The 22,908-nt window shown below is 70.2% G+C and carries 21 protein-coding genes, 1 other RNA gene and 1 pseudogene; 6 read left to right on the forward strand and 17 right to left on the reverse strand.

Translation table 11 applies throughout. The features are described from left to right. The 3 genes from ACH4ZA_RS33440 to ACH4ZA_RS33450 form a co-directional block, all read left to right on the forward strand. Positions 1–317: transposase (locus ACH4ZA_RS33440; RefSeq protein WP_398433017.1), on the forward strand; the 317-nt coding region annotated here is incomplete at its 5' end. A gap of 654 nt (positions 318–971) precedes the next feature. Next, positions 972–1,688 (forward strand): excisionase family DNA-binding protein, encoded by a 717-nt coding sequence (locus tag ACH4ZA_RS33445; protein WP_398433018.1) that lies wholly within the window; start codon positions 972–974, stop codon positions 1,686–1,688. Further along, the gene (locus tag ACH4ZA_RS33450; protein WP_360217238.1) at positions 1,685–2,254 is read left to right on the forward strand and encodes a Fic family protein; all 570 of its coding nucleotides are present in this window, start codon (positions 1,685–1,687) and stop codon (positions 2,252–2,254) included. The genes ACH4ZA_RS33445 and ACH4ZA_RS33450 overlap by 4 nt, the downstream gene beginning before the upstream one ends. A 186-nt stretch (positions 2,255–2,440) precedes the next feature. Here the strand turns inward: ACH4ZA_RS33450 and ACH4ZA_RS33455 are convergent, their stop codons facing one another. From ACH4ZA_RS33455 to ACH4ZA_RS33505, 11 genes and pseudogenes are all read right to left on the reverse strand, one after another. Next, positions 2,441–3,757 (reverse strand): HesA/MoeB/ThiF family protein, encoded by a 1,317-nt coding sequence (locus ACH4ZA_RS33455; protein ID WP_398433019.1) that lies wholly within the window; start codon positions 3,755–3,757, stop codon positions 2,441–2,443. Between the two features lie 4 nt (positions 3,758–3,761). Then, positions 3,762–4,169, reverse strand: a complete 408-nt coding sequence (locus ACH4ZA_RS33460) for an E2/UBC family protein (RefSeq protein WP_398433020.1) — start codon at positions 4,167–4,169, stop codon at positions 3,762–3,764. Positions 4,170–4,173: 4 nt separating this feature from the next. After that, positions 4,174–4,434 (reverse strand): multiubiquitin domain-containing protein, encoded by a 261-nt coding sequence (locus ACH4ZA_RS33465; protein WP_398433021.1) that lies wholly within the window; start codon positions 4,432–4,434, stop codon positions 4,174–4,176. A gap of 94 nt (positions 4,435–4,528) precedes the next feature. Further along, positions 4,529–6,277 (reverse strand): AAA family ATPase, encoded by a 1,749-nt coding sequence (locus tag ACH4ZA_RS33470; RefSeq protein WP_398433022.1) that lies wholly within the window; start codon positions 6,275–6,277, stop codon positions 4,529–4,531. Continuing rightward, positions 6,274–7,224 (reverse strand): hypothetical protein, encoded by a 951-nt coding sequence (locus ACH4ZA_RS33475; protein ID WP_398433024.1) that lies wholly within the window; start codon positions 7,222–7,224, stop codon positions 6,274–6,276. The genes ACH4ZA_RS33470 and ACH4ZA_RS33475 overlap by 4 nt, the downstream gene beginning before the upstream one ends. Next, entirely contained in the window at positions 7,221–7,841 is a 621-nt protein-coding gene (locus tag ACH4ZA_RS33480; protein WP_398433025.1) for an RNA polymerase sigma factor, read from the reverse strand. Before ACH4ZA_RS33480 ends, ACH4ZA_RS33475 begins: the two co-directional genes overlap by 4 nt. Positions 7,842–8,443: 602 nt before the next feature. Beyond that, an RNA gene (gene rnpB / locus ACH4ZA_RS33485) (RNase P RNA component class A) lies at positions 8,444–8,844 on the reverse strand. A gap of 115 nt (positions 8,845–8,959) precedes the next feature. Next, positions 8,960–9,748, reverse strand: a pseudogene (locus tag ACH4ZA_RS33490) (DMT family transporter); the annotation flags it as partial. 24 nt (positions 9,749–9,772) lie between these two features. Further along, positions 9,773–10,594, reverse strand: a complete 822-nt coding sequence (locus tag ACH4ZA_RS33495) for an AraC family transcriptional regulator (RefSeq protein ID WP_398433026.1) — start codon at positions 10,592–10,594, stop codon at positions 9,773–9,775. 30 nt (positions 10,595–10,624) lie between these two features. Then, positions 10,625–11,146, reverse strand: a complete 522-nt coding sequence (locus tag ACH4ZA_RS33500; protein ID WP_319279523.1) for a TetR/AcrR family transcriptional regulator — start codon at positions 11,144–11,146, stop codon at positions 10,625–10,627. Continuing rightward, positions 11,139–11,582, reverse strand: coding sequence for a DUF4260 family protein (locus ACH4ZA_RS33505; protein ID WP_307055989.1), 444 nt, complete (start codon positions 11,580–11,582; stop codon positions 11,139–11,141). Before ACH4ZA_RS33505 ends, ACH4ZA_RS33500 begins: the two co-directional genes overlap by 8 nt. A 269-nt stretch (positions 11,583–11,851) precedes the next feature. Here ACH4ZA_RS33505 and yaaA point away from each other — a divergent pair, with 269 nt between their 5' ends. Beyond that, positions 11,852–12,634: a peroxide stress protein YaaA gene (yaaA, locus tag ACH4ZA_RS33510; protein WP_319279522.1), complete on the forward strand. Its 783-nt coding sequence runs from the start codon at positions 11,852–11,854 to the stop codon at positions 12,632–12,634. A gap of 268 nt (positions 12,635–12,902) precedes the next feature. Then, on the forward strand, positions 12,903–13,643 hold the full coding sequence (eda, locus tag ACH4ZA_RS33515) for a bifunctional 4-hydroxy-2-oxoglutarate aldolase/2-dehydro-3-deoxy-phosphogluconate aldolase (RefSeq protein WP_398433027.1): 741 nt from the start codon (positions 12,903–12,905) through the stop codon (positions 13,641–13,643). Here eda and ACH4ZA_RS33520 read toward each other — a convergent pair. Genes ACH4ZA_RS33520 through ACH4ZA_RS33530 form a run of 3 tightly spaced genes read right to left on the reverse strand, consistent with a single transcriptional unit; the run spans position 13,615 to position 16,968 of the window. Next, the gene (locus tag ACH4ZA_RS33520; protein ID WP_398433028.1) at positions 13,615–15,351 is read right to left on the reverse strand and encodes a bifunctional RNase H/acid phosphatase; all 1,737 of its coding nucleotides are present in this window, start codon (positions 15,349–15,351) and stop codon (positions 13,615–13,617) included. The genes eda and ACH4ZA_RS33520 overlap by 29 nt on opposite strands. A 19-nt stretch (positions 15,352–15,370) precedes the next feature. After that, a complete protein-coding gene (locus ACH4ZA_RS33525) occupies positions 15,371–16,114 on the reverse strand; it encodes a zinc ribbon domain-containing protein (protein ID WP_398433061.1) in 744 nt (247 codons plus the stop codon). Continuing rightward, the gene (locus ACH4ZA_RS33530) at positions 16,111–16,968 is read right to left on the reverse strand and encodes a Nif3-like dinuclear metal center hexameric protein (protein ID WP_398433029.1); all 858 of its coding nucleotides are present in this window, start codon (positions 16,966–16,968) and stop codon (positions 16,111–16,113) included. Before ACH4ZA_RS33530 ends, ACH4ZA_RS33525 begins: the two co-directional genes overlap by 4 nt. Before the next feature lie 770 nt (positions 16,969–17,738). On the opposite strand from ACH4ZA_RS33530, the gene ACH4ZA_RS33535 reads away from it, so the two are divergent. Then, a complete protein-coding gene (locus ACH4ZA_RS33535) occupies positions 17,739–19,118 on the forward strand; it encodes a hypothetical protein (RefSeq protein WP_398433062.1) in 1,380 nt (459 codons plus the stop codon). 456 nt (positions 19,119–19,574) lie between these two features. Here the strand turns inward: ACH4ZA_RS33535 and ACH4ZA_RS33540 are convergent, their stop codons facing one another. From ACH4ZA_RS33540 to ACH4ZA_RS33550, 3 genes are all read right to left on the reverse strand, one after another. Then, a complete protein-coding gene (locus tag ACH4ZA_RS33540; protein ID WP_398433030.1) occupies positions 19,575–20,519 on the reverse strand; it encodes a 3-oxoacyl-ACP reductase in 945 nt (314 codons plus the stop codon). A gap of 15 nt (positions 20,520–20,534) precedes the next feature. Continuing rightward, positions 20,535–21,611 carry a Zn-dependent alcohol dehydrogenase gene (locus ACH4ZA_RS33545; RefSeq protein WP_319279516.1) on the reverse strand — a complete coding sequence of 359 codons (1,077 nt, stop codon included), beginning with the start codon at positions 21,609–21,611 and terminating at the stop codon, positions 20,535–20,537. Positions 21,612–21,712: 101 nt separating this feature from the next. After that, positions 21,713–22,570, reverse strand: a complete 858-nt coding sequence (locus ACH4ZA_RS33550; protein WP_398433031.1) for a MaoC/PaaZ C-terminal domain-containing protein — start codon at positions 22,568–22,570, stop codon at positions 21,713–21,715. Positions 22,571–22,908: the final 338 nt, after the last annotated feature.

Raw genomic sequence — 22,908 nt, forward strand, 5'->3', positions numbered from 1 at the left:
ACCAAACGAGACACGACCCCCACCGTGGCCGCCACTTCAAGCCCCAGCGCCTGCACGCCGACAAGGCGTACGACATCCCTCACCTGCGGAAATGGTTACGGGGCAAGCGGATCGGAGTACGCATCGCCCGCAAGGGCATCGAGTCCAGCGAGCGATTGGGCCGCCGCAGGTGGGTGATCGAGCGGACGATCTCCTGGCTGTCCGGTTACCGCCGGCTCAGCCCCCGTTACGAGCGCCAGTCCCGCAACTACCTGGCCTTTCTCGGCCTCGCTGCAACCCTGTGCTGCTACAAGCGGCTGGTCCGCCTCACCACATAGGACACCTTCTTAGCCGACCAGAAGCCCTGAGCGGCAGACGAGTCGGGCTGTACGCCCACTATGGGTCAACCTTGGCGACGATCACACCCCGACCCGTCTGACCAGGTACTTTACGTAAGACGGAGGGCCCGATGCGGCCGCTGGGACTTCTCGGGGACATTCGACCGAGAGGCTTCAGGCGCGAGGGAGGCGTACGGGCGCCCGAAGAACGTGGAGTCCTCGCCCATATGCTGGCCCTACTCGAATTCGCTCCGCCCACAGGTGCCCGCAGCAACAGGATCACGACGGTCGCAGCGAGCTCCAACTGTTGCCGGTACACGGCCTGGCGTCAGTGTCCGTGACCACTTCTACGCTGCTGGCGGAGCGAGCCGTCAGTCAGTACGGAGTTGGGGTGCCACATCGACTCAATCGATCCGAACCGGGCCGCCGAGCGGATGCGCGAGGCTGGGGCGAAGACCCTGGGACCCTTATCCGGGCGCGGACGGTCCATGGCACTGCGACCGTACGACCTGCGGGACAAAGGCGCGGACTGCTTCCCGCCGGTGCCGCAAGGGGGCAGCGCCAGCCCTTCAAGTAGTTACACATATTGCACTTGGTTCACTTGTTTCATATGGTTGAGGGTGATAGTAGCCACTCAAAGCTGGGGACGCACCTATGCCCGTGACCCACCAGGACCGGAAACCGGCCAAGCAGAAGAAGCACCCCACCGGCGACAGTACGACGACCGTCAGCTCCGAGATCGAGACCTCCCGCACTCGGAAGAAGGTACGGCGCAAGCGCCCCACTGAGAACTCGCCGGCACTGCGTGGGACCCAGGCGCAGCGGACGCGGAAGGAGCAGCGCAAACGCAGCGTCGAGGAGGCCGTGCCATGCCTGCGTGACGCCCTCACCAGCAGCGCCGAGACGTTCCACATCACCGTCGCCGAAGCTAGCAAGGTCACCATGGAGGTGCCACGTGAAGCCCTGGCGGTCCTCATGGAGACCATGGCGCTCATTACCTCCGGCCGCACGGTCGAGGTAATCGCCAAGAGTATGGAGCTGTCCACCATCCAGGCAGCGAAGACCCTCGGCGTCTCCCGACCGCACCTGGTCAAGCTGCTCGACAAGGGCTTGATCGAGTTCCGCATGGTCGGCACCCACCGCCGTGTGGACGTCGCATCCCTGGAGGGCTACCGGCGACGCGAACAGAACGAGCAAGCCCGACGTCGCCAAGCGGCGGTCGCCTCCGCCATCGGCTCCACCGAGGCCGAGGGGCTGCGCGTCACCGCAGACACCACCGCCGACCTCGACGCCTATGCACGCGGAGAACTCGACGCCGCAGCCTTGCGCGCCCGCACCCTCGCCCGCTACACCCGTAAGGCCGCTGAGTGACCGACCCCTACAGCGAGCCCAACGGCGTCCTCCGAAACAGTCTCGGCATCACCGACGCAACCGAGCTTTCCGAGGCTGAATCGGACATCGCCGCGGTGGAACTCGCCATTCTGGACGCCGAGCCGCTGCCTGGCAGCTACGACCTCGCACACCTGCAAGCGTTCCACCGGCAGATCTTCGGCAGCGTGTACCCGTGGGCCGGGGAGCTGCGCACCATTGAGATCTCCAAGGGCACATCGTTCTGCCCGTCGATCCACATCGTCTCCTACGCGGAGGACGTGTTCCGCAAGCTCGCTAACAACGACCACCTGCAAGGCTTGGCCCGCCCGGAGTTCGTCCGAGCCCTGGCTGACCTGTACGGCGACGTGAACGCCATCCACCCCTTCCGGGAAGGCAACGGCCGCACCCAGCGCGCCTTCCTCGCCCAACTCGCCCGCGAAGCCGGATACACCATCTCCTGGCAGGACATGGACCAAGAGGAGAACATCGCCGCATCAGTGGCCAGCTTCAACGCGAACAACGACCTACTGGAGAAGATGCTCGACGCCCTGGTACGTCCCGCCTGACTGGCCTCCGCCGGCGGCGCCGTCACCGAGATCGGTCTGCCGATCACGACCTCTCAGCTCACTCATCGAAAGCGAAGTTCCCACACAAGATCGTCCCAGGTTCCTTCCCGGACCGCCCGAGAGGAGGCCGACTCCTTAAGCTCCAAAGCGACCTGAAAGGGAGATTCGGCTAGATCAAACGTCCTCTCAGTTGTCGTGCCCGCAATCGATACAACCAGGTACACGTCCTGGAATCCGGCGAGGTCCGACCTGGGTGCCCGGGGACTTCGCAGTCCCGAGCAGGTCGATGTCGAGCCATGGTGCTGGCTCGCGTGCACCGGAGATCCATGCGCCGAGTTCGGCGAACGCTGCATGGACGGTGAGCCCGTTCAGGTAGACAACCGAGGGGTTGGCGACGCCGGTTCCGTATCCGTGGAGGCGGTCGACAGCCTGCTGGTGACCCGGTTTGGCCCAGCGCGAGATCTCTGCCGAGTCGAGTTCGTCGAGGCAGGTCAGGCATGCGGCGCCGGGCAGCATGAAGAAGACGCGGCCGCCGAGCGCGACAGGCTGTTGCTGGTCATCGACGCCGGTGGCGATGTCGAGAAGGGGGGTACGTGTGTCGATGGCGATCTGGTTGAGGCGGTGCCGCGGGCCGTCGTGGTCGACGCAGCCGATGAGGAGGTCGGCGTCGTGCAGTTCGGGATGTTCGCCTGTGGGTGTGAGCCCGGAGAAGCTCTGGACCTCGCTTCTCGGATCGATCGAGTGCATGCGGCGGCGCGTGACGATCGTCTTTGGACTGCCGATATCGGCTTGGTCGGCGGTGACGAGCCGGTTCAGGTTGGTTGTCTCGACGAGGTCGTCGTCGAGGACGATGACCTTACGGAAGCCGAGGTAGGCGAGCCCGAGCGCTACGTGTGATCCTGTGCCTCCGGCGCCGACGACCGCCACGCGCAAGGCAGTGACGGCCGCTTGAGCCAGGGGTCCGAGGAGCGGGGTCTGGCGGGCGAACCGGATGTCGGTGGCAGGCGGCGCGTTGAGTACTTTGATGTGGTCGCCAAGCACAGTGACCGTGTCGAATGGCTTACGTTCGAGCTCGCCGTCGGTCCCGGGGCGCCACCAGTCGGCACGTACCATTCCTTGCGCCCATACTGCAGCCCCGTACGGTGTCCCGCCCAGCAGGTCGACCGCGTAGGGCGACATCTCAGCGAGCGCACGCTCATCGATGGGTGAGAATCCTGGTGGCTTCAGCCGGTGGTTGTGAAATTCGACGAGACCGCGTCCGGTGGCGACCGCATGGTTGTGGATGCGATCGAGCGCCGTGTCGGCCAGGCGCCAGCCGTCGTGGTTCGGCTCGATCTCTTCGTCGTCAATGAGTGCGATGTCGACGACCTCGAGGACGGGACCGCCCTCGCCGTTGTGCAGCAACTTGGTGAAGGCAAAGGCGAATCGCTCGCCGCGCGCCTCGGCCAGATGCCGCTCGATGCGCTCCCAGTGCTCGGACCGCGTGAACTTCAGAGTGCTCATCGGTTCAGCTCGCCTCCTCGAAACGGGACAGAGCGCCGGCCAGGTAGTCCGCGAGGTTGCTGCCCTGTGCTGGGTCTACGTGGGGGTGCCAGTCGTTCGGGTCGATGTGGTAGGAGAACTGCAGCCAGGAGCACCCGGCGTGCTGTTGTATGCCCTGGCTGTTGCCAGGCGTTGCGCCGCCGACCAGGGTCAAGTCCGGGCGGGCGCAAATGTTGTCCGGTTGACCAGCTGGGTAGTTCACGGGGATGGCGAACAGGACGTCGGTATCGGCGTGGGACCAGCCCGCGGGCAGCGGGTGGTCTCGCAGCGAGACGACGAGGGCTTCTCGATCGATGGTGGCGTTCGGGAACGCCTGACGCAGCAGCTCTTCCTCCTGCGCCAGGCGTTCGGCGAGCCTGTCGGGCACGGACACGCGATCAGCCTCGCTTGAAGCGGGGACGACGCTTGAACTGAGCTCCGGGCACGAGGCGGACCGTCTCCTCGGGCGTGATCGTGATGCGGGTTCCGTCCGGCAGGATCTGGACCAGGCAGTCGGCCGGGTTGATGCCGGCCATCTCCATGATCTGTGCACCGGTGATCGTCGGCCTGTCGTGGGTGTATTCCACGCCGTCGACCTCGAGGACGAATGTGGGGTGCTTAGTGTGGTCTGTCTCGGTCTGGCTATCTGGGGCTGCCATTGCGGGCCTCCAAGGATCGACCCGCCGGATGCGGGCTTTCACCTCCTAGTCGCTGGCGGCAGGCCGTCCGCAACCCCCTTCACGCAAGAATTCTTCAAGCCGAATCCGTGGCGGCGTAGGTCAACTCCACGACGTCCGGTGCGGCGCTGGCCAGACGGCGTGCCAGCCGTTCTTCGTAGGTCGTGATGAGGATTTGCCTTACGGTGCCCGCTTGGACGGCCGACACCAAGGTCTGGGCGACCGCGGCGCGGCGGCGTGGATCAAGATGCTCAAGTGGTTCGTCGAAACACACGGTCGAGGCACGTGCAACCGAACTCGCCAGCAGCAGTCGCGTCACGAGCAGAGCGGTGGACCGTTCTCCGCCGCTCAGGTCGCCCACTGTCAGCGTGGCGTCCCCGTGGGGAATGGTGAGGTTTCCATCGGCGCCGAAATGCAGTCCGTCGGTGCCGAACACGAGCTTCCAGCGGCGGCCGACCTCGTGCGCGATCGGTTCGATGTAGTCCGTCAGGTAGCGGTCGGCCAGCTTGTGGATGGTCTTCTCGCTGACCTCCATGACCATGTCTTCACGCGCCGCCGCGATGAGGGTGGACTGATCGCGTGCAGCTTGCCGTAGTCTCACCAGCTCGCTTCTAGCTGCTCCGAGTCGAGCTGCCGCATCGCCATGGTGTTCAGCAAGATCTGAGAGACGTTGCCGTGCTTCGGCCAGCTTGGTGACTGCTTCTGCGCCTGGATCTTCGCCAACGGGTTCAGTCGGGGGGTGCAGCGCATTGAGGGCGTCGCGAAAACCGGTAATCGCGCGCAGCCTCTCGCGAGCCTGCGCGGTGTCGTGCACACGTTGTTCAATCTCGGCGTGCGCGGCGTGGTCCACACCGCCGTGCGCGGAGGCCGCAGCCTCGCGTTCGGCCGGCGTCAGCGGGCGAAGGCAGGTCGGACACTGATCCGTGGCAGATGCAAGGACCTCAGCAGCCGATGCCGCACGCGCTGCTCGAACCTGCGCCGCCGACGTGGCCGCCAGGCTGGACTCGAGCTCGCTTGAGGCCGCGCGCTCGCTATCGGCGATCGCAGCCCTCGGATCCTGATCGCCGAGATCGATGGAACCGGCCATGCGCGCGACGAGCCGTCGTACTTGCTCGTCGACGGCATGGGCGTTCTGCCGGTAGTCGCTCCATGCCTGCGCGAGAGTTGCTGCCGGCTCCAGCTGGTGCGCCAAGACCTCCGCGGCCTGTCGCTGATCCGCGATCCCGGACACTTCCGTATCCAACTGCGAGACCGTCTCGGTCAACGATGCGATGGCCTCGTCGGTCCCGCTCAAGTCATCGCGCAGCGTCTTGATCTTCGCCGCAAGCTCGGACCTCCGCATGTTGATCGCTTTGGCAGCCTGCAGCATAGGTGTGATGCCGAAAACATCGGCGAGGTGATCTTTGATCGGAAAGCCTGTGGCCTCCCCTTTCGCCCCGACGCCGAAAACCAGCGCGTCGAGAAGTCCGGGATCAGCACCCCAAGCACGGCGCAGGAGCTCTGTGTAGGCCTCTTCATCGATTGCCATGCCATTGGCCTCGGCAACGAAGCGAGCGGTGCCGCCGCGCTTGACCGACCTGGTCAGCTGCACCTCGGTGTCCGCCAGCACCAAGTCCAGGCACACTGTCGCCGATTCGTGGCCGACGCGGACCGCCTGGCCGAGGCGACGGACCGAGGGGGTACCGAGCAAGCCCCATCGAACGGCCTCGACCAACGACGTCTTGCCGACACCGTTCGGAGCGACGAAGAACGTGACCGGGCGACTGAGCTCCAGGTCCAGCGTCTCGTAGGCTCGCCAATGGCTCAGGCGAATGCGTCGGATCACGATACGGCAGCCCCCGCCATCTCCGCCAGATGATCTACGAAGTCATCTGGCATCAGGCCACCCGTTTGCACCCTCACTACGAGGGCGGCGATTTCCGCCGCATCGACGTTGCCGAGTGCAAGCTGACCTTCCTTCTTGTACTCGAGCCGAGGCTTCGCACGAAGAGCCAGTGCGATCTGTGCCTCAGTCGCCTCCCTCGCCACGGCGTCGAGAGCTGCCGTATCCGGCAGCACGTCGAAATCGGCGACCCGGTCCCAGCGCGGCAGGCGCCGCTCGAAAAACCGTCCCACGGCGAGCCCCAGAGGCTCCGGCAACATCGAGCTGTGAGGGTCGAGCCAGCCAAGCACCGGACTGATCGAGCGCGTCACGTCGGCAGGCGAGAGAACGACAGCCCGCTCGGCGTCAGCAGAAGTGACACAAATCGCTGAGATATCGGCGTACAGGTTAAAGAACCGCCCGAGTCCCTCCGGCGCGCTGGACCATGTATCGGTATCACCTACGAGAACCGCTACCGCTTCCGCCAGCACAGCGCACTGCGCAAACGCCCGCATCCCCTGCGGCACCTCCGGCGACCATGCGGGGTGGAACTCCATCGAGATACGGCCTCGAAATCGAAAGGCCACCTCCTCAAGCGAGTCCTTAAGCGGTTCATCCGCTACTCCGCCTGAGGCCCGCGGGGCCGACTGGGCAGCCATGAGCGGCGGAGCGGACGATGATGCATCCGCCACCAAACCCAATCGCCGGGCAACGGGGTCCTGCTCAATAGGCGGGAGTTCCGGGTCTCGATCGGCCAACGCCCTCACGATCTCGAACTGGCCCGCGATCACCTCGCGACGGCTCGGCGGCAGATCCGACAGGTCCGGCTGAGGGCCAAGGCCGCGCAGGAACAGTAGGTACTCCTCGATAAGCGCGTCGTTCTGGTTATCCAGTTCCTCGTTGTCAGTCACTGTGCCCCCTCCCATCCTGTGATTCCTCCGCTGCGCTTCGATTCGACGCAGCGTCTGATCGCTTCGACAGCGCGCTTTCGCTGCCGACTCGCTGCTTGGTGCGTCTTGCCGTTGCGGAACGCCCAGTCGGACAAGAGCTCCTCTCTCATGATCGTCTCTACGACCAGATCCCGTTGCTCATCGGTCAGAAACTCAAGGCATCCTTGGGCCAGGGCGACTACACGCTCGTCTTCCTCTGCGGCTCGCGCATCCTCGTCATGGAACTCCACCGCCGCCATGGCTACCGGGTCAGCAAGGAACCCCTTGATCCCTTCACGCTCGCGCACGACTCCCCTGCCGATGTCCTGCCCCCGTCGGAGAGCAATCATCTTCGCCAGCCCGGTGACCGACGACACATCAGCGGGGTCCTTCTTTCTCAACTGCTCGAACGCCTCGCAGACAGCGTCCTCAACATCGCGGGGATCTGGAACAGCGGAGGTGATCGAGTGAATCCCACGTCGGGCGCCCTGGTACATCGCACCGCGGACCGCCTCAAAGAGCTCAAACGCGTCGAGCCGGCCCTGCCGCCATCGCAGCAGCAGCCCGTCGGCTTCAGTGTCCGTCCCAGAGTCGTCCATCGCTCGTACGTCGGTCGGAAGGCGGCGACCGCAACCCCCTCTCTGGAAGATTCTTTGGCCGCGCCGCGCGCATGCGCGCGGCGCCCCTCTGCCCCAGTGTGTTCCCCTGCGAATCAGTAGTCACGAAGCCAGGCCGCAGCAGGTAGAGGCGAGATGGCGAGAAGGGGCACACCGTAGCCAGCCGCCGTCCGGTTCGTGACGGTTCATTGGGCTGGCCGCCGACACGAGGCCAGCCCAGTGGATCCAACCAACTGGACGAGTTCATCGAAGCGGTGTCCAGACAGCCGGACGAGCCTTCGCACGATGTGCCTTCGGCTCACCGCAGCCCCGCCGAGTGGGCCGTGCGGACTGACACCACGGTCAACGCCGGGGCCGCGCAATCCGGCCGAGCCAAGACCACCCCCATGTCGGCGACTGTCGCGAACGGCCAGCTCAGAAGCCTCACCCGTCCCCCACTCCAGGGACTTTTCAGGGACTTTCAGCCCTGTCTGAGGGACTTCCGAGGGACTTTCCGCCGCGTAACGCGGCAAGCCCCCGAAAGACCGGAAAGGGCCTCCGTCCCAGATCAGAGGCCCTTTCCCAGGCAAAGCCGCAGGCAGCGGCAGACGAGTCGGGCTGTACGCCGGGTTCTGTGCCGAGGTCTCTCGCGAGGGCCTCGGTGACGGCCATCCATCTAGGGCCGGCGTTGCCGCCGGCCTCGTGCGGTCTACCCGCGGACTCGGGCGGGCAGCCCTCGAACGTCCGCGCAGAAACACCGGGGTGTTTCCTTTTGACCTTGCTCCGGGTGGGGTTTACCTAGCTGCCCAGGTCGCCCTGGGCACTGGTGGTCTCTTACACCACCGTTTCACCCTTACCGGGGACCGAGGTCCCCGGCGGTCTGTTTTCTGTGGCACTGTCCCGCGGGTCACCCCGGGTGGCCGTTAGCCATCACCCTGCCCTGTGGAGCCCGGACGTTCCTCGGGAAGCCCCGTAAGGGACTCCACGCGGCCGTCCGCCCGGCTCGTCTGCCGTGTCGACCATGTTACCGGGCGGGAGTCGCGCTTCGGTCCCGCAGCCGTCGCCAGGACGGAGCCCGCGAGGATCAGGGTGAAGGCCGCCACGATCGTCGCCGTCAGGGGCTCGTCCAGGAACAGGGCGCCCGCCGCGACCGCGACCGCCGGATTGACGTACGTGATGACCGTGGCGCGCGTCGGGCCCGCCTCCTTGATCAGTTCCATGAAGGCGACGAAGGCGACGGCCGTGCAGACCACGCCCAGGGCCGCGAGAGCCGACAGGACGGCGGTGGAGGGCAGCTCCGTGGGGCGGGTGGCGACGGCGGCCGGGGCGTAGACCAGGGCCGCCAGAGCCAGACAGGGGGCCGTGAGGTGGAGGGAGGGGACGTCCTTGAGGTGGCGGGCGGCTATCAGGGGCGCCGTCGCGTAGCCGACGACCGTCAGCAGGACCTCGGCCAGCGAGCGGGCGTCTCCGCCGGTCAGATGGGGCACGGTGAGGACGGCGACGCCGGTCAGGCCCAGCGCGAGGCCGGCGACCCGGCGTGCGCCCAGTTGTTCCGTGTCGCCGAAGAAGCGCGCCAGGGTGACGCCGACGATGGGGACGCCCGCGATCAGCAGGCCCGCCGTCGAGCTGGACAGGTGCCGTTCCGCGTCGGTGAGGGTGAACCAGGGGCCGATGATCTCGATGATCGCGAAGGCCAGCATGGGCTTCCAGTGCGTCCGCACGGTGCCGGTCAGCCCGCGTTGGCGCAGGGCGAAGGGGAGCAGGAGGGCCGCGCCGACGGCGCATCGGGTGAACACGACCACGGACGGGGACAGGCCGTCCTCGCCGTCCACCGCCACCTTGATCAGCAGGTAGGGGATCCCCCACACCACTCCCATGAGGGAGAACAGGAACCAGCCGCGAGCAGTCATGGCAGGAGTCTCGGCCGGGTCCGCTCAGACGTCTTGAACGCTGTTGCGGTAGGCCGCCGGGGTCACGCCCAGGACGCGGCGGAACCAGCGGGTGAGATGGGCCTGGTCGGCGAAGCCGACGAGGGCGGCGACCTCGGCCGGGCGCAGGCCCGATTCCAGCAGGGCTCGCGCCCGGGTCACCCGGTACTGGGCGAGCCAGGCGTAGGGCGGGATCCCGGTCGTCGTGCGGAAGGCGCGCAGGAGTTGGTAGCGGGACAGGCCCAGCTCGGCGGCGAGGTCGGCGAGCGAGGGCGGGGCGAGCAGCTCGTCGGCGAGGCGGGTGCGGACGGCGCGGGTGATGTGCTCGGCCCCGGGGATCGTGTCGCACACCGGGCGGGCCGTGGAGTGCCGTCGGGCCAGGGCCGTCAGCAGCCACGGGAGCCGGGACTCGGCCTCCAGCGGGTCGGGGCGGACGGTCAGCTCGGTGTGGGCGCGGCACAGCGCTGCGGCGAGCTCGGGATCGTCCACCAGGGGCTCGCGAAAGTGCGGCGTGCCGCCGAGGACGCCGTCGGTGAGGAGGCCGGGGACCGCGTACAGGGCGCGGTAGGCGTAGCCGCCGGTGGTGGCGCCAGGGCCTCCGGTGTGGGTCTCGCCCGGGTCGAGGACGACGATGGAGCCGGGGCCGGTGCGGATGTGGCCGCCGCGGTAGGCGATGATCTCCGTCCCCTCCACGCACACGCCGACCGTGAACTCCTCGTGCGTGTGCGGCGCGTAGACGTGCTGCTGGAAGCGGGCGGTGAGCAGGTCCAGGGACGGCCCGCAGCGGCCCAGCCTGGCCCTGGTCCACCACGCCTGTTCACGGCCCATCCGACGCCCCCTGCCCAGCCCTGCCCGCTCCTACTGCTGCAACGCCCGCAGGCCGCGTTTCCATGCCGCGGGGAGGTCGGCGTCGTCCGGAAAGCGGCCGTGGATCTCGAGGACCACCATGCCGTGGGCGAAGGCCCAGATCGCGCGGGCCAGGTCCAGGTCGCCGTCGCACGCCAGCAGCAGGGGCATTGCGGCCCGGTCCTCCAGGCCGGCGGGCAGGGCCGCGCGCGGCAGCGGGCGTTCCGTGGCCAGGCAGTAGAGGTGGGGGTGGGCGAGCGCGTACGTGCGGTACGCCTGCGCCAGCGCGAGCAGCGAGCCCGGCTCACGCGTGCGGGCGGCCTCCAGGGCCTCCGCCGACTCCTGCAGCATCTGCGCGACCAGTTCGACCTCGACCGCGTGTTTGTCGGGGAAGTGCTTGTAGAGCGAGGGCGCCTTGATGCCCAGGTGGTCGGCGAGCGCGCGCATGGTGAGCGCGGCGGGCCCGGCCTCCTCCAGGAGGGTCCGGGCGGCCGCCGCGATCTCGCGGGCGCGGGGCGTGAGCCGCTCAGTCACGCTGGAAGCCCTCCTTGGTGCGCAGTCCGTAGCCGAAGGCGCGATCGTACGAGATGTGCGCGAGCCAGCCGCACAGCGCCGCGAACAGCGGAGGCCAGGCCGGGAACGGCCCGAACGTGTAGAGGACCATCAGGGCGAGCGGGACGACGGCGCGGTGCATCGCGTTGTAGTACGGGACCGCCCGGGGCGGGAGCTGTCCTTTCGCCATGCGGGGCGCGGCGTCGAGGCCGACCAGGAACGCGAGGTCCGGCACGATCAGGAAGGCGAAGGCGAGACCACCCGCGAGCCAGCCGTGGTTCATGGCCTCCAGGATCGCGAACGCCGACCAGAACAGGGCGCTCGCCAGCCAGGCCGCGCGGCGGACGCCACGCAAGCCGGAGCCCGTGCGCGGGTTGGCGGTCGTACCGGTGCGCGTGCTGGTGGTGGCCGTGCTCATCGTCTGCCTCCTGGAAGTCGTCGACTGCGGTCCCGGCGGTGCGGCCCATTCCGGCTAATGCCGTTAGCCCGATAGGGCGACCCTACGGCTAACACCGTTAGCCGTCAAGGGTGGGCGCTCCGGCACGCTCCGGCACGGAAACCGGGCGGCGGCGACACAGACCGAGCGGGCGGCCCGACCGGAGCCGAACCGGACCCCCGAGCGGGGCGGAGGTCGCCGTGCGGCACGCCGTACGCTGTGCTGCTGAGTTCGATGTGAGGAGATGTCCCGTGCTGGTCCTGCTGCCGCCCTCCGAAGGCAAGGCGTCCTCCGGGCGCGGCGCCCCGCTCAAGCCGGAGTCCCTGTCGCTGCCGGGGCTGGGCGCCGCCCGCGAGGCGGTCCTCGAAGAGCTGGTCGAGCTGTGCGCCGCCGACGAGGACAAGGCCTGCGAGGTGCTGGGGCTGAGCGAGGGACTGCGCGGCGAGGTCGCGAAGAACGTCGGGTTGCGCACGGCGGGCGCGCGGCCGGCCGGGGAGATCTACACCGGCGTCCTGTACGACTCCCTCGGGCTCGCCTCGCTCGACGCGGCGGCGAAGCGGCGCGCGGCCAGGTCGCTGCTCGTCTTCTCGGGGCTGTGGGGCGCGGTCCGGGTGACGGACCGGATCCCGTCGTACCGGTGCTCCATGGGCGTGAAGCTGCCGGGCCTCGGTGCGCTGGGCGCGCACTGGCGTGGCCCGATGACCTCCGTGCTGCCCGAGGCCGCCGGGGACGGGCTGGTGCTGGACCTGCGCTCGGCGGCGTACGCGGCGGCCTGGAAGCCGAAGGGCGAGGTCGCGGCACGGACGGCGAGCGTGCGGGTGCTGCACGCCCCGACGCGCAAGGTCGTCAGCCACTTCAACAAGGCCACGAAGGGGCGGATCGTGCGCAGCCTGCTGACGGCGGGAATCGCGCCGAAGAGCCCGGCAGCGCTGGTGGAGGCGTTGCGGGACCTCGGCTACACCGTCGAGGAACACGCGCCGACACGGCCGGGAACCGCTTGGTCGCTGGACGTCCTGGTGGACGAGATCCACTGACGGCCGCGACTTCCGGCGCCTTCCGGCGCCTTCCGGTGCCTTCGGGCGAGGTCCGCCGACTTCCGCCGACTTCCGCCGACTTCGGCGCCTTCCGCCGACCTCCCGTGACACCCACCGAGGTCCGGCGAGGTCCGGCAAGGTTGGCCGAGGTCCGCTGAGGTCCGGCGAGGTCCACTGAGCACGGGGGTCCTACTCACCCTACGGTCGCGCGTTGCAGCATGCGCAATGCCCTTTGCGCATGCTGCAGAGCGCGAGCAGGATGAGGCGCATGACCTCACCTGCGCCCTCTGCCGCGGCCGCCTCGGTACTGGATCTGGCCCCCGCCCCCGTCGTTCCCGTCGTGGTGCTCGAGGACGCCGCCGACGCGGTACCGCTGGCCCGGGCGCTGGTGGCCGGCGGGCTGCCCGCCATCGAGGTGACCTTGCGGACGCCGGCCGCGCTCGAAGCGATCAGGGAGATCTCCGGGGCGGTCCCGGAGGCCGTCGTCGGGGCGGGCACGGTGATCACGCCGGAGCAGGTGACGGCGTGCGCGGCGGCCGGGGCCCGGTTTTTGGTGAGCCCCGGCTGGACGGACGCCCTGCTGACGGCGATGCTGGCGTCAGGGCTGCCCTTCCTGCCCGGGGTGTCGACGACGTCTGAGGTCGTGGCACTGCTCGAGCGGGGTGTGCGGGAGATGAAGTTCTTCCCGGCTCAGGCGGCGGGCGGCACGGCCTACCTGCGCTCACTCGCCGGACCGCTCCCGCAGGCTCGTTTCTGCCCGACGGGCGGCATCGGCCCGACGAACGCGGCCGAATACCTGGCGCTGCCCAACGTCGGCTGCGTGGGCGGGAGTTGGATGGTTCCGGCCGACGCGGTCGCGGCCCGGGACTGGCGGAGGATCGAGGAACTCGCCCGGACCGCGTCCGCGCTGCGGACCACGTCCGAACCCGGGACCGCGTCCGCGCAAAGGACCACGTCCGAACCCGGGACCGCGTCCGCGCTCAGGGCCTCAGGTGGGACGTGTCGTTGAAGAGCCGGACGCTCGCGTTCCCGTCCGCGTAGTAGGCCACGGCAGACAGCGAGGCCGCCGACAGTTCCATGCGGAAGAGGGACTCCGGCGGTGCGCCCAGGGCGAGCCGCACGAGGGTCTTGATCGGGGTCACATGGGTGACCAGCAGGACCGTGCGGCCCGCGTACGCGGCGACCAGCCGGTCGCGGGCGGCGGCGATCCGCACGGCGGTGGCCGCGAAGCTCTCGCCGCCACCGGTCGGCTCGGCCTCCGGGTCGGCGAGCCAGGCGTTCAGGTCGTCCGGGTGGCGCTCGCGGACCTCGCCGAAGGTCAGCCCCTCCCAGGCGCCGAAGTCCGTCTCGATCAGCCCGTCCTCGACGGTGACCTCCAGGCCGAGGCGGGCGGCCACGATGCCGGCGGTCTCACGGGTGCGGGCCAGCGGGGAGGCGAGGATGTGCTGAATCGTGCCGCGCCGGGCGAGCGCGGCGGCGACCCGCTCGGCCTGCCCCCTGCCGACGTCCGAGAGCGAGGGATCGGTGCCCCCGCTGCCGGAGAACCTCTTCTGCGGCGTGAGCGGCGTTTCACCGTGCCGCAGCAGCACGAAGGTCGCGGGTGCCCCGAGGTCGGGAGCGGCGCCCCAGCCGACGGTCGGGGTCGGGGCGGCGGTGGGCCCGGCGGCGGAGGCTGCGCCTGCGGCTTCGGCTGTGGCTTCGGCTGTAGACCGAGCGACCGTGCGGGCGGCCCGCACGTCGTCGCCGGTCTTGGCGCGGGGCTCCGAAACGGCTTCCGCAAAGGTTCTCCGCACATCTTCCGCAACGGGTTCCGCACGAGTTCCCGGCGCGGTGGTCGCTCGGCCTTCCGCAACCGCTTCCGAGCCCGCTTTCTCAGCGGCTCCGGAACCGCTGTGCGCAACCGCTTCCGAACCTGTTTCCCCGACGGCTGCAGAAGGGCGTTCCGTAACCGCTTGCGAACTCGCTTCCCCAGCGGCTGCAGAACGGCCTTCCGTAACCGGTTCCACGCGGTTTCCCGCGGCCGGGCCCGCAACGCCTCGCGCAGCGCCTTCCGCAACTTTTTCCGCTCCAGCGCCGCGCAGCGCCGCGTCCGCCGCCGCGTCCACAGCCGCAGCCGCAGCCGCAGTCCCTTCCGCGACTCTTTCCGTCGTCGCGCGGGACCGAGGCGCACGGGCCAGGGCCTCGCGGGCCTTCGCCGCGCCCGCGACTGCGTCACCGGGTGGGCCCGACGGCTCGGGGACGGCCGGGTCGGCGGCGGAGCGGCGTGCGTCGAGCGCGGCGCGGGACGCGCCCTCGTCCCACTGCTCGCCCCGCTTGCCCGCGTCCATCGCCTCGTTGGCCAGCCGGTCGGCGTGCTTGTTCTGCTCGCGTGGAATCCACTCGTAGGTGACCTGCCCAGGTGGGAGCACCCGGGCCGCCTCCGCCGCGAGCGGCTTCATGTCGGGGTGCTTGATCTTCCAGCGGCCCGACATCTGCTCGACGACGAGCCTGGAGTCCATGCGGACGCGCACCCTCGCCGACGGGTCGAGTTCACGGGCGGCCCGCAGGCCGGCCACCAGCCCCCGGTACTCGGCGACGTTGTTGGTGGCGACGCCGATGTACTCGGCGCGCTCGGCCAGCGTCTCCCCCGTCGCCGCGTCGATCACCACGCTGCCGTAGCCCGCGGGCCCCGGGTTGCCCCGCGACCCTCCGTCGGCCTCGACGATGAACTCCCGCACGATGAAGGCCCCTTACCTGCTACAGCCCCGACTCGGACGTGCGCACGAGGATGCGGCGGCAGTTCTCGCACCGGACGACCGTGTCGGGCGCGGCCGAGCGGATCTCGTTGATGTCGGTGATGGCCAGCTCCTGGCGGCAGCCCTGGCAGGTGCGCTGGTGGAGCCTGGCCGCACCGATGCCGCCCTGCTGCTCCCGCAGCTTGTCGTAGAGCTTGAGCAGGTCGGCCGGCAGGGACGCGGCGACGACCTCGCGCTCCTTGGTGACGGTGGCGGCCTCGCCGTCGAGCTCCTCGAAGGAGGCGTTCCGGCGCGCGGTGGCGTCGTCGATCCTGCCCTGCACGGAGCCGACCCGCTCGGTCAGCTCGGCGACCCGCTCCTGGGCGCTCTCGCGGCGCTCCATGACCTCCAGGACGACGTCCTCGAGGTCGCCCTGTCGCTTGGCGAGGGAGACGATCTCCCTCTGCAGGTTCTCGAGGTCCTTCGGGGAGGTGACGGCGCCGGAGTCCAGTCGCTGCTGGTCACGGGTGGCGCGCTGGCGCACCTGGTCGACGTCCTGCTCGGCCTTGGTCTGCTCGCGGGCGGTGTCGCTCTCCTCGGTCTGGGCGGCCACGAGGAGGTCGCGCAGCTGGGTGAGGTCCTTGGTCAGCGACTCGATCTCGGCGTGCTCGGGCAGGGACCTGCGCTTGTGTGCGAGCTGCTGCAGACGGACGTCGAGGCCCTGGACGTCGAGGAGTCGGATCTGGTCGGCGGGCGCGGCGTTCAGTTGGGGGCTCCCATTGAGCTAGAGGTGGCGGTGGACGCCGCGTGGGCGGTCCAGGGGTCGGTGACCGTGCGGGAGACGTGGACTCGCAGGTCCCATCCCCGCCGGTCGGAGATCTCGTCGAGCTGGGCGGCGGCCAGCTCGCACCAGGGCCACTCGGTGGCCCAGTGCGCCGCGTCGAGCAGCGCGAGAGGACTGTGGGCGCGGGCCTCGGAGACGGGGTGGTGGCGCAGGTCCGCGGTGAGGAAGGCGTCCACGCCGGCGGCCCTGACCTGCTCGAAGAGGCTGTCTCCGGAGCCGCCGCTGACGGCGACGGTCCGCACGAGCGCGTCCGGGTCGCCCGCCACCCGGATGCCCTGCGCGGTGGCGGGCAGCCGTTCCGCGGCGCGGGCGGCGAGTTCGCGGACGGTGAGCGGGTGGTCGAGCTCGCAGAGGCGGCCGAGACCGCGCCGGCCCTCGGGGTCGCCGCGATCGGGCACGAGGGGTCCCGTGACGCGCAGGCCGAGCGCGCCGGCGAGGGCGTCGCTCACGCCGGGATCGGCGCTGTCGGCGTTGGTGTGCGCGACGTGCAGGGCGATGTCGTTCTTGATGAGGGTGTGCACGACGCGGCCCTTGAACGTGGAGGCCGCGACGGTGGTCGTCCCGCGCAGATACAGAGGGTGGTGGGTGACGAGCAGGTCGGCGCCGAGCTTCACGGCCTCGTCGACGATCTCCTGGACGGGATCGACGGCGAAGAGGACCCGGGAGACCTCCTGGTCGGGATCGCCCACGACGGTGCCGACCGCGTCCCAGGACTCGGCCCGCTCGGAGGGCCACAGTTCGTCCAGCGCGGCGATGACTTCAGACAGACGGGGCACGAACGAAAGGCTACCTGGCCGTTCTGCGGGGAGATACCGCCGCCTCGGCATGCACACGCCTTCCGCGACCCTCAGGCGAATCGCTTCTGCACCACTCTTACGAGGGAAGAAGGCCGCCCGTGGGTCCCACGCCCGTGCGTGCGAAAACTAGCTTCGTCGCCGGAGGTGGCGGAACGATGACGATGCCGGCCTGTGCGATCGAGCCCACCGCGGCGGACGGGGAGGACCGGGAGGACCCGGAAGACGGGGCCGACCCAGGAGAGGGGGCGAACCCGGGAGAGGGGGCCGACCCAGGAGAGGGGGCGGACCCGGGAGACTGGCAGATTCCGGAGGACGGGCGGAGTCCGCAGGACGACGGACGGAGGCAGCAGAACGACGGGCGGAGGCCCGTGGACGGAGGGGAGCCCGAGGCCGGAGAGGGACCCGCCCGCCTCGAGTCTCCGGCGCTCCTGACGCTCATGGGGGCTCCGGACTACCTGAAGGCCCCGGGCCTCATGGCGTCCCCGCCCCTGATGGCGTCCCCGCCCCTCATGGAGTCCACGCCCTGCATGGGGTCCCTGGATCTCACGGAGAACCAGGATCTTCTGGAGGCTTCGGACCTCACGGCAACGCCGGCGCTCGCGGAGCGCCGCGCCACCGCCGGGACGACGCACACGCAGCACGTGCACCCCACGCGTCCCGCATGGCCGACCAAGCTCGCACAGCCCACGCACCACACACAGCCCACGCACCACACACAGCCCACGGGCCACGCACAGCCCACGCACCCCATGCAGTCCACCCAGCCCGCGCAGTCCTGGACGTGCAGGACGGCACCGGTCGTCGGTCGCGGCGCCGCGTCCCCAGCGCTCCCCGCGTCCTGTGTGCTGACGGCGAACGGCGCCTACGGCGCGCGCCTCGCCCGGGACGGCGACTCGTGGTTCCCCGAGCGCTGGACCCTGGACGGCCCCGAGCCGTACGCCGTGCCGCTGCCCGGCAACCAGCCCGAGGAGCCCGGCACCGAGGTCCAGCCGATGGCCGACGGCCGGGTCCTGATCCGGCGGCCGACCGACGGACGGCACGCTTTCTCCCTGCTCTACCCGACGGGACCCGGCACCGGCGAGCTGCCGCTGGGCGCCGTCGAGTGCCCGGACGACGGCGTGGAGCTGCGCCTGCTCCCGCCGGCCCCCTGCGGCGAGCGCGCGTACGCCCTCGCCGTCGGCCCCTGGACGACGGCCGTGTGGCTGGTCGCGGGCGGCGCCTTCGGCCCCGAGCACGTCGCCGAGATCCCCGGCCGGTGCTCCGGCGGCGTGTGGCTGGACCGCACCGGCCGCATGCTCGCGCTGGACCGTGAGGTCGGCGGGCGGACCAAGGCCGTCGTGGTGGACCTGGAGCGCGGCGGCGAGGTGTCGCCGCTGCTGCAGATCTCCGCGGACAGCGACGACCGTCTGCTGCTCGCCGACCCGGACAGCGGACTGCTGCTGATCAGCTCGGACGCCCCTTCGCCGGGAGAAGCCCGGCTGGGCTGGGGCGTCGTCGGCAGCACACTGCCGGTCCGCTTCCCGGAGTCCCTGCGGCTGCCCGGCCTCGCGCTGACGCCCTTCGCCATCCAGCCGGGTCAGGCCCTTCTGCCGGAGGCGTGCGCGGTGGCGCTGCGCATCGACGGTCCCTTCGGCGCCTGGGTGGGCGTCTGGCGTCCCACGGAACGCCGGCTGCATCAACTGGCCGCTCCCGAGGGCTGGCTGACGGGCAGTGGGCTGTGGACGCCCGACGGCGTGCTGCGGCTGCCGTACGCCACCGCGGCGGAACCCTGCGGGGTGGCGCCCCTCACGGCTCCGGCCGTGGGCTCGCCCGCGGACTGGGCCCCAGCCGCGACCGCGGGCGCAGACGACGGCACGCCCAGCGCCCTCCGCCGGCCCGAAGAAGCACCACGACACACCACGACCGACTGGACGCATTGCGACTGGACTCGCTCGGACGGGACGCGCTCCGACTGGACACCGCTCGACGGGACATCGCCCGACGCGATCCCCTGCTGGACGTCTCCGTACGAGGCCATGCCGTCCGGCGAAGCCGGGGGCGCCCGAAGCGCGTCGGAGCCGGCGCCGCCCGCCGCCGCCCGTCCCGTGCCCCTGCAACAGGCCCCGCTCGGCCGACTTGTAACGAAGTAGCGGCGGTTGGCGTGGCCGCCTGGATTCGCCCCGCGGTGTGCCGGATAAAATCGCCCGGCTGTAAAGAAAGATCATGTTGACGGGGTGAATTCTTCCGATGAGCGACACAAGCACCATGCAGGCACCGTCCGCCGACCGCCAGGAGACGACCGGACACGGCCGCCACCGGGGCCCGGTCTCGGCACACGAGGCCGATTCGGCTCCTCACGGCCGGCATCGCAGGCCGACGGGGAACGGGGCCGACGACACGGCCGAAGCGGCTGCCTGACAGTACGCCGTAGGGGCCCGGCCGTCCATGGACGGCCGGGCCCCTACGCATGTCGTGCCCGCGTCCCCTCCCAAGCTCGCGCCCACCGCTTCTCGAGGTGGACACCACTCGACATGGACGACCACTCGACATGGACGACCACTCGACGCGGGCGGCGCCTCGGCAGGACACCACGTCGACGCGGAGGGCTAATCGCGTCGCAGGCCCAGCACCTCGGCCGCCGCGAACGTCTCGCCGTCCGGCCGGTCCGCGTAGTACCCGCCGAGGACGGCGTCCAGCTCGTCGAAGCTGAACGCGTCCTGCTTGGTGTCGAACTTCGCCGCCACCCGGGGCCGTTCGACGACCGCGACGATGCCCCCGTGCACGACGAACAGCTGCCCGTTGATCCGCGCGGCGGCCGGCGCCGCCAAGTAGCCGACGAGCGGGGCGACATGCTCCGGTGCGAGCGGGTCGAGGCCGTCGGCCGGCTGCTCGAACCCGGCGAAGACGTCCGCCGTCATCCGGGTGCGGGCGCGGGGGCAGATGGCGTTGGCGGTCACGCCGTACTTGGCGAGCGCGAGGGCGGTGGAGGTCGTCAGGCCGACGATCCCGCCCTTTGCCGCCGCGTAGTTGGGCTGTCCCGCGGAGCCGGCGAGGAACGCCTCCGACGAGGTGTTCACGATCCGCCCGTAGACCGGCGCGCCCGCCGCCTTGGACCGCTCGCGCCAGTGTGCGGCGGCGAAGCGGGTGGTGTTGAAGTGGCCCTTGAGGTGGACCCGGATCACCGAGTCCCACTCCTCCTCCGCCATGGAGAAGACCATGCGGTCGCGCAGGATGCCCGCGTTGTTGACGACGACGTCCAGCGTGCCGAACTCCGTGATCGCCGCGCCGACGAGCTCGCGGGCCTGCCGGAAGTCGGACACGTCCCCGGTGTGGGCGAGCGCGGCGCCGCCCGCGGCCCGGATCTCCGCCGCGACCTCCTCCGCGGGCCCTGCCGACGCCTCGCCGGACCCGTCACGGCCGGGCTGTCCGTAGTCGTTGACGACGACGGCCGCGCCCAGCCGGGCCAGTTCCAGCGCCTCGGCGCGCCCGAGCCCGCGCCCGGCGCCCGTGACGATCGCGGTCAGCCCTTCGAGGGGCAGTGGCAGTGACATCGGGGCGGCCGCCTCTCAGATCTCTATGCACGTACGGAGTGCCGCACCGGTGCGCATCTGGTCCAGCGCCTCGTTGATCTCGGAGAGCGCCACACGGTGGGTGATCAGGCCCTCGAGGTCGATGCGGCCGGCCCGCCACAGGGCGATCGTCCGCTCGTAGGAGCGCAGGACGTCTCCGCCGCCGTACATCGAGGGCAGGATCCGCTTCTCGTCGAAGAACAGCTCGAACATGTTGAGCTGGAGGTAGTCGTCCAGGGCGCCCGCGCCGACGACGACGAGGGTGCCGCCGCGCCGGGTGTTCTCGTACGCGGTGCGGGCGGTGGCGGAGCGGCCGACGACCTCGAAGACGTAGTCGAACCCCTCCCCTCCGGTGACCAGTTGCTTGGTCGTGGGCAGCTCGTCCGGTGAGACGGCCTTCGTGGCGCCGAACCGCAGGGCGGCCTCCCGGCGCGAGGCGACCGGGTCGACGGCGACGATCTCGGCGGCGCCCTTGAGCCGCGCGCCCTGGATCGCGGAGACGCCGACGCCTCCGCAGCCGATGACGGCGACCGACGAACCGGCTTCCACGTCGGCCGTGTTGAGGGCGGCGCCCAGTCCCGTGGTCACCCCGCAGCCGATGAGGGCGGCGATGTCGAAGGGAACGTCGTCGGGGATCGGGACGGCGCAGCCGGCGTCGACCACGACCTCCTCGGCGAAGGTCCCGGTGCCTGCGAAGCCGAACACGTCGCCGCCCGGGCGGCGGAAGTTGGGGGTACCCGCGTTCATGAAGCCGGCCAGGCACAGCTCGGTCTGGCCGCGTTTGCAGGCGGGGCAGGCCCCGCAGGCCGGCAGCCAGCAGACCACCACCCGGTCGCCGGGCTTCACCCGGGTGACGCCCTCTCCGACCTCGAGAACCTCGCCCGCGCCCTCGTGGCCGGGCACGAAGGGCGCGGGCTGGGGCAGTACCCCGCCCATCGCGGAGAGGTCCGAGTGGCACAGCCCGGTGGCCCGTACCCGGATCCTGACCCGCCCGGGTCCGAAGCCCACGGCCTCGACGTCGTCGTGGACCTCCAGCTTGTCCTGGCCGATCTCGTGCAGTACGGCTGCGCGCATTGGTGCGGCTCCCCTCGGACCCCTGACGGGCGGTGTTCTGACGGGCGGTGTTCTGACGAGCGGTGTTCTGACGGCGGTCCCCGTGATGTGGGACGGGTGGTTCAGGAGTGCTGGACGACGGTGTCGGCGAGGACCGCCGCGTCGTCGCGCTCGACCGCGCTCACGGCCGCCCGCACCTCGCCCGCGCCGCGCCACATCCGGATGCGCAGGGTCTCGCCGGGGTACACCACTCCGGCGAACCGCGTGGCGTAGGAGCGGACCCGGCCGACGTCGCCGTCGAGCAGGGTGTCGACGATCGCCTTGAGCGTGACTCCGTAGGTGCACAGGCCGTGCAGGATGGGCCGGTCGAACCCGGCGAGCTTCGCGAACTCCGGGTCGGCGTGCAGCGGGTTGTAGTCGCCGGAGAGGCGGTAGAGGAGCGCCTGGTCCTCGCGCAGGGCCCGCTCGAGCGTCCTGTCGGGTTCGCCGGCGGGCGGCTCGAGCCGGGCGGACGGGCCGCGGTCCCCGCCCCAGCCGCCTTCGCCGCGGACGAAGATCTGGGCGTCGTTGGTCCACAGGGGCCCGTCGGCGTCGGCGACCTCGGTGCGCATGACGAGGACGGCGGCGCTGCCCTTGTCGTACACGCCGGCGATGCGTCCGGTGGCGGTGGCCCGGCCCTCGGCCGGGATGGCCCGGTGGATCTCCAGGCGCTGGCCGCCGTGCAGGACCCGGGCGAGGTCGACCTCGATGCCGGGCATGGACAGCGAGCTGATCACGCCGGGTGAGCCGGAGCCCGCGACGGTGGCGAAGCTCGGCAGGACGTGCAGCCGGGACTCCAGCGTGTAGCGCAGTTCGTCGGCGTCGGTCGCCGGGATGCCCGCGCCGATGCCTAGGTGGTACAGCTGGACGTCCCGGCGGTCCCAGGTGATCTCGCCGGTCCGGGGTTCGGCGGCGAGCGCCTTGGCTGCGTCGATGGGCATGGAGCTCCTGATCGTTTCGGATCCGTCGCGACCAACGGATCGCATGGGATCGCAATCGGATCGTGTCGGATCGGTCCTGATCGATCGGATCGGCTGGTTCGATTGGATCACTGGATCACTGGATCGGCTGGTTCGATCGCGTCGTTCGGAGACCTCGGCACGGCCGTCCGCACCGATCGGCCGCACCGAGGTCGTCACGGGGCCGCGGAACCCGCCCGAGCGAGCAGATCTAGAACGCGTTCCAGCGCGGCGACCCCCTGTATAGCCCAGGCCTCCGGAGTTGTGAAGACACCTGACGGCATGTCAGATACCGATGTCGGGCGCTGCGGCCGATGACA

The sequence above is a fragment of the Streptomyces sp. NPDC020597 genome (assembly GCF_044335095.1).
Lineage (GTDB): Bacteria > Actinomycetota > Actinomycetes > Streptomycetales > Streptomycetaceae > Streptomyces.

What these genes read in the sequence shown, in the direction of transcription:
- ACH4ZA_RS33445 (WP_398433018.1), top strand. Translation starts at nt 972, where the DNA reads ATGCCCGTGACCCACCAGGACCGGAAACCGGCCAAGCAGAAGAAGCAC.
- ACH4ZA_RS33455 (WP_398433019.1), bottom strand. Translation starts at nt 3,757, where the DNA reads ATGAGCACTCTGAAGTTCACGCGGTCCGAGCACTGGGAGCGCATCGAG.
- ACH4ZA_RS33465 (WP_398433021.1), bottom strand. Translation starts at nt 4,434, where the DNA reads ATGGCAGCCCCAGATAGCCAGACCGAGACAGACCACACTAAGCACCCC.
- ACH4ZA_RS33480 (WP_398433025.1), bottom strand. Translation starts at nt 7,841, where the DNA reads ATGGACGACTCTGGGACGGACACTGAAGCCGACGGGCTGCTGCTGCGA.
- ACH4ZA_RS33495 (WP_398433026.1), bottom strand. Translation starts at nt 10,594, where the DNA reads ATGGGCCGTGAACAGGCGTGGTGGACCAGGGCCAGGCTGGGCCGCTGC.
- ACH4ZA_RS33505 (WP_307055989.1), bottom strand. Translation starts at nt 11,582, where the DNA reads ATGAGCACGGCCACCACCAGCACGCGCACCGGTACGACCGCCAACCCG.
- eda (WP_398433027.1), top strand. Translation starts at nt 12,903, where the DNA reads ATGACCTCACCTGCGCCCTCTGCCGCGGCCGCCTCGGTACTGGATCTG.
- ACH4ZA_RS33535 (WP_398433062.1), top strand. Translation starts at nt 17,739, where the DNA reads ATGCAGTCCACCCAGCCCGCGCAGTCCTGGACGTGCAGGACGGCACCG.
- ACH4ZA_RS33540 (WP_398433030.1), bottom strand. Translation starts at nt 20,519, where the DNA reads ATGTCACTGCCACTGCCCCTCGAAGGGCTGACCGCGATCGTCACGGGC.
- ACH4ZA_RS33545 (WP_319279516.1), bottom strand. Translation starts at nt 21,611, where the DNA reads ATGCGCGCAGCCGTACTGCACGAGATCGGCCAGGACAAGCTGGAGGTC.
- ACH4ZA_RS33550 (WP_398433031.1), bottom strand. Translation starts at nt 22,570, where the DNA reads ATGCCCATCGACGCAGCCAAGGCGCTCGCCGCCGAACCCCGGACCGGC.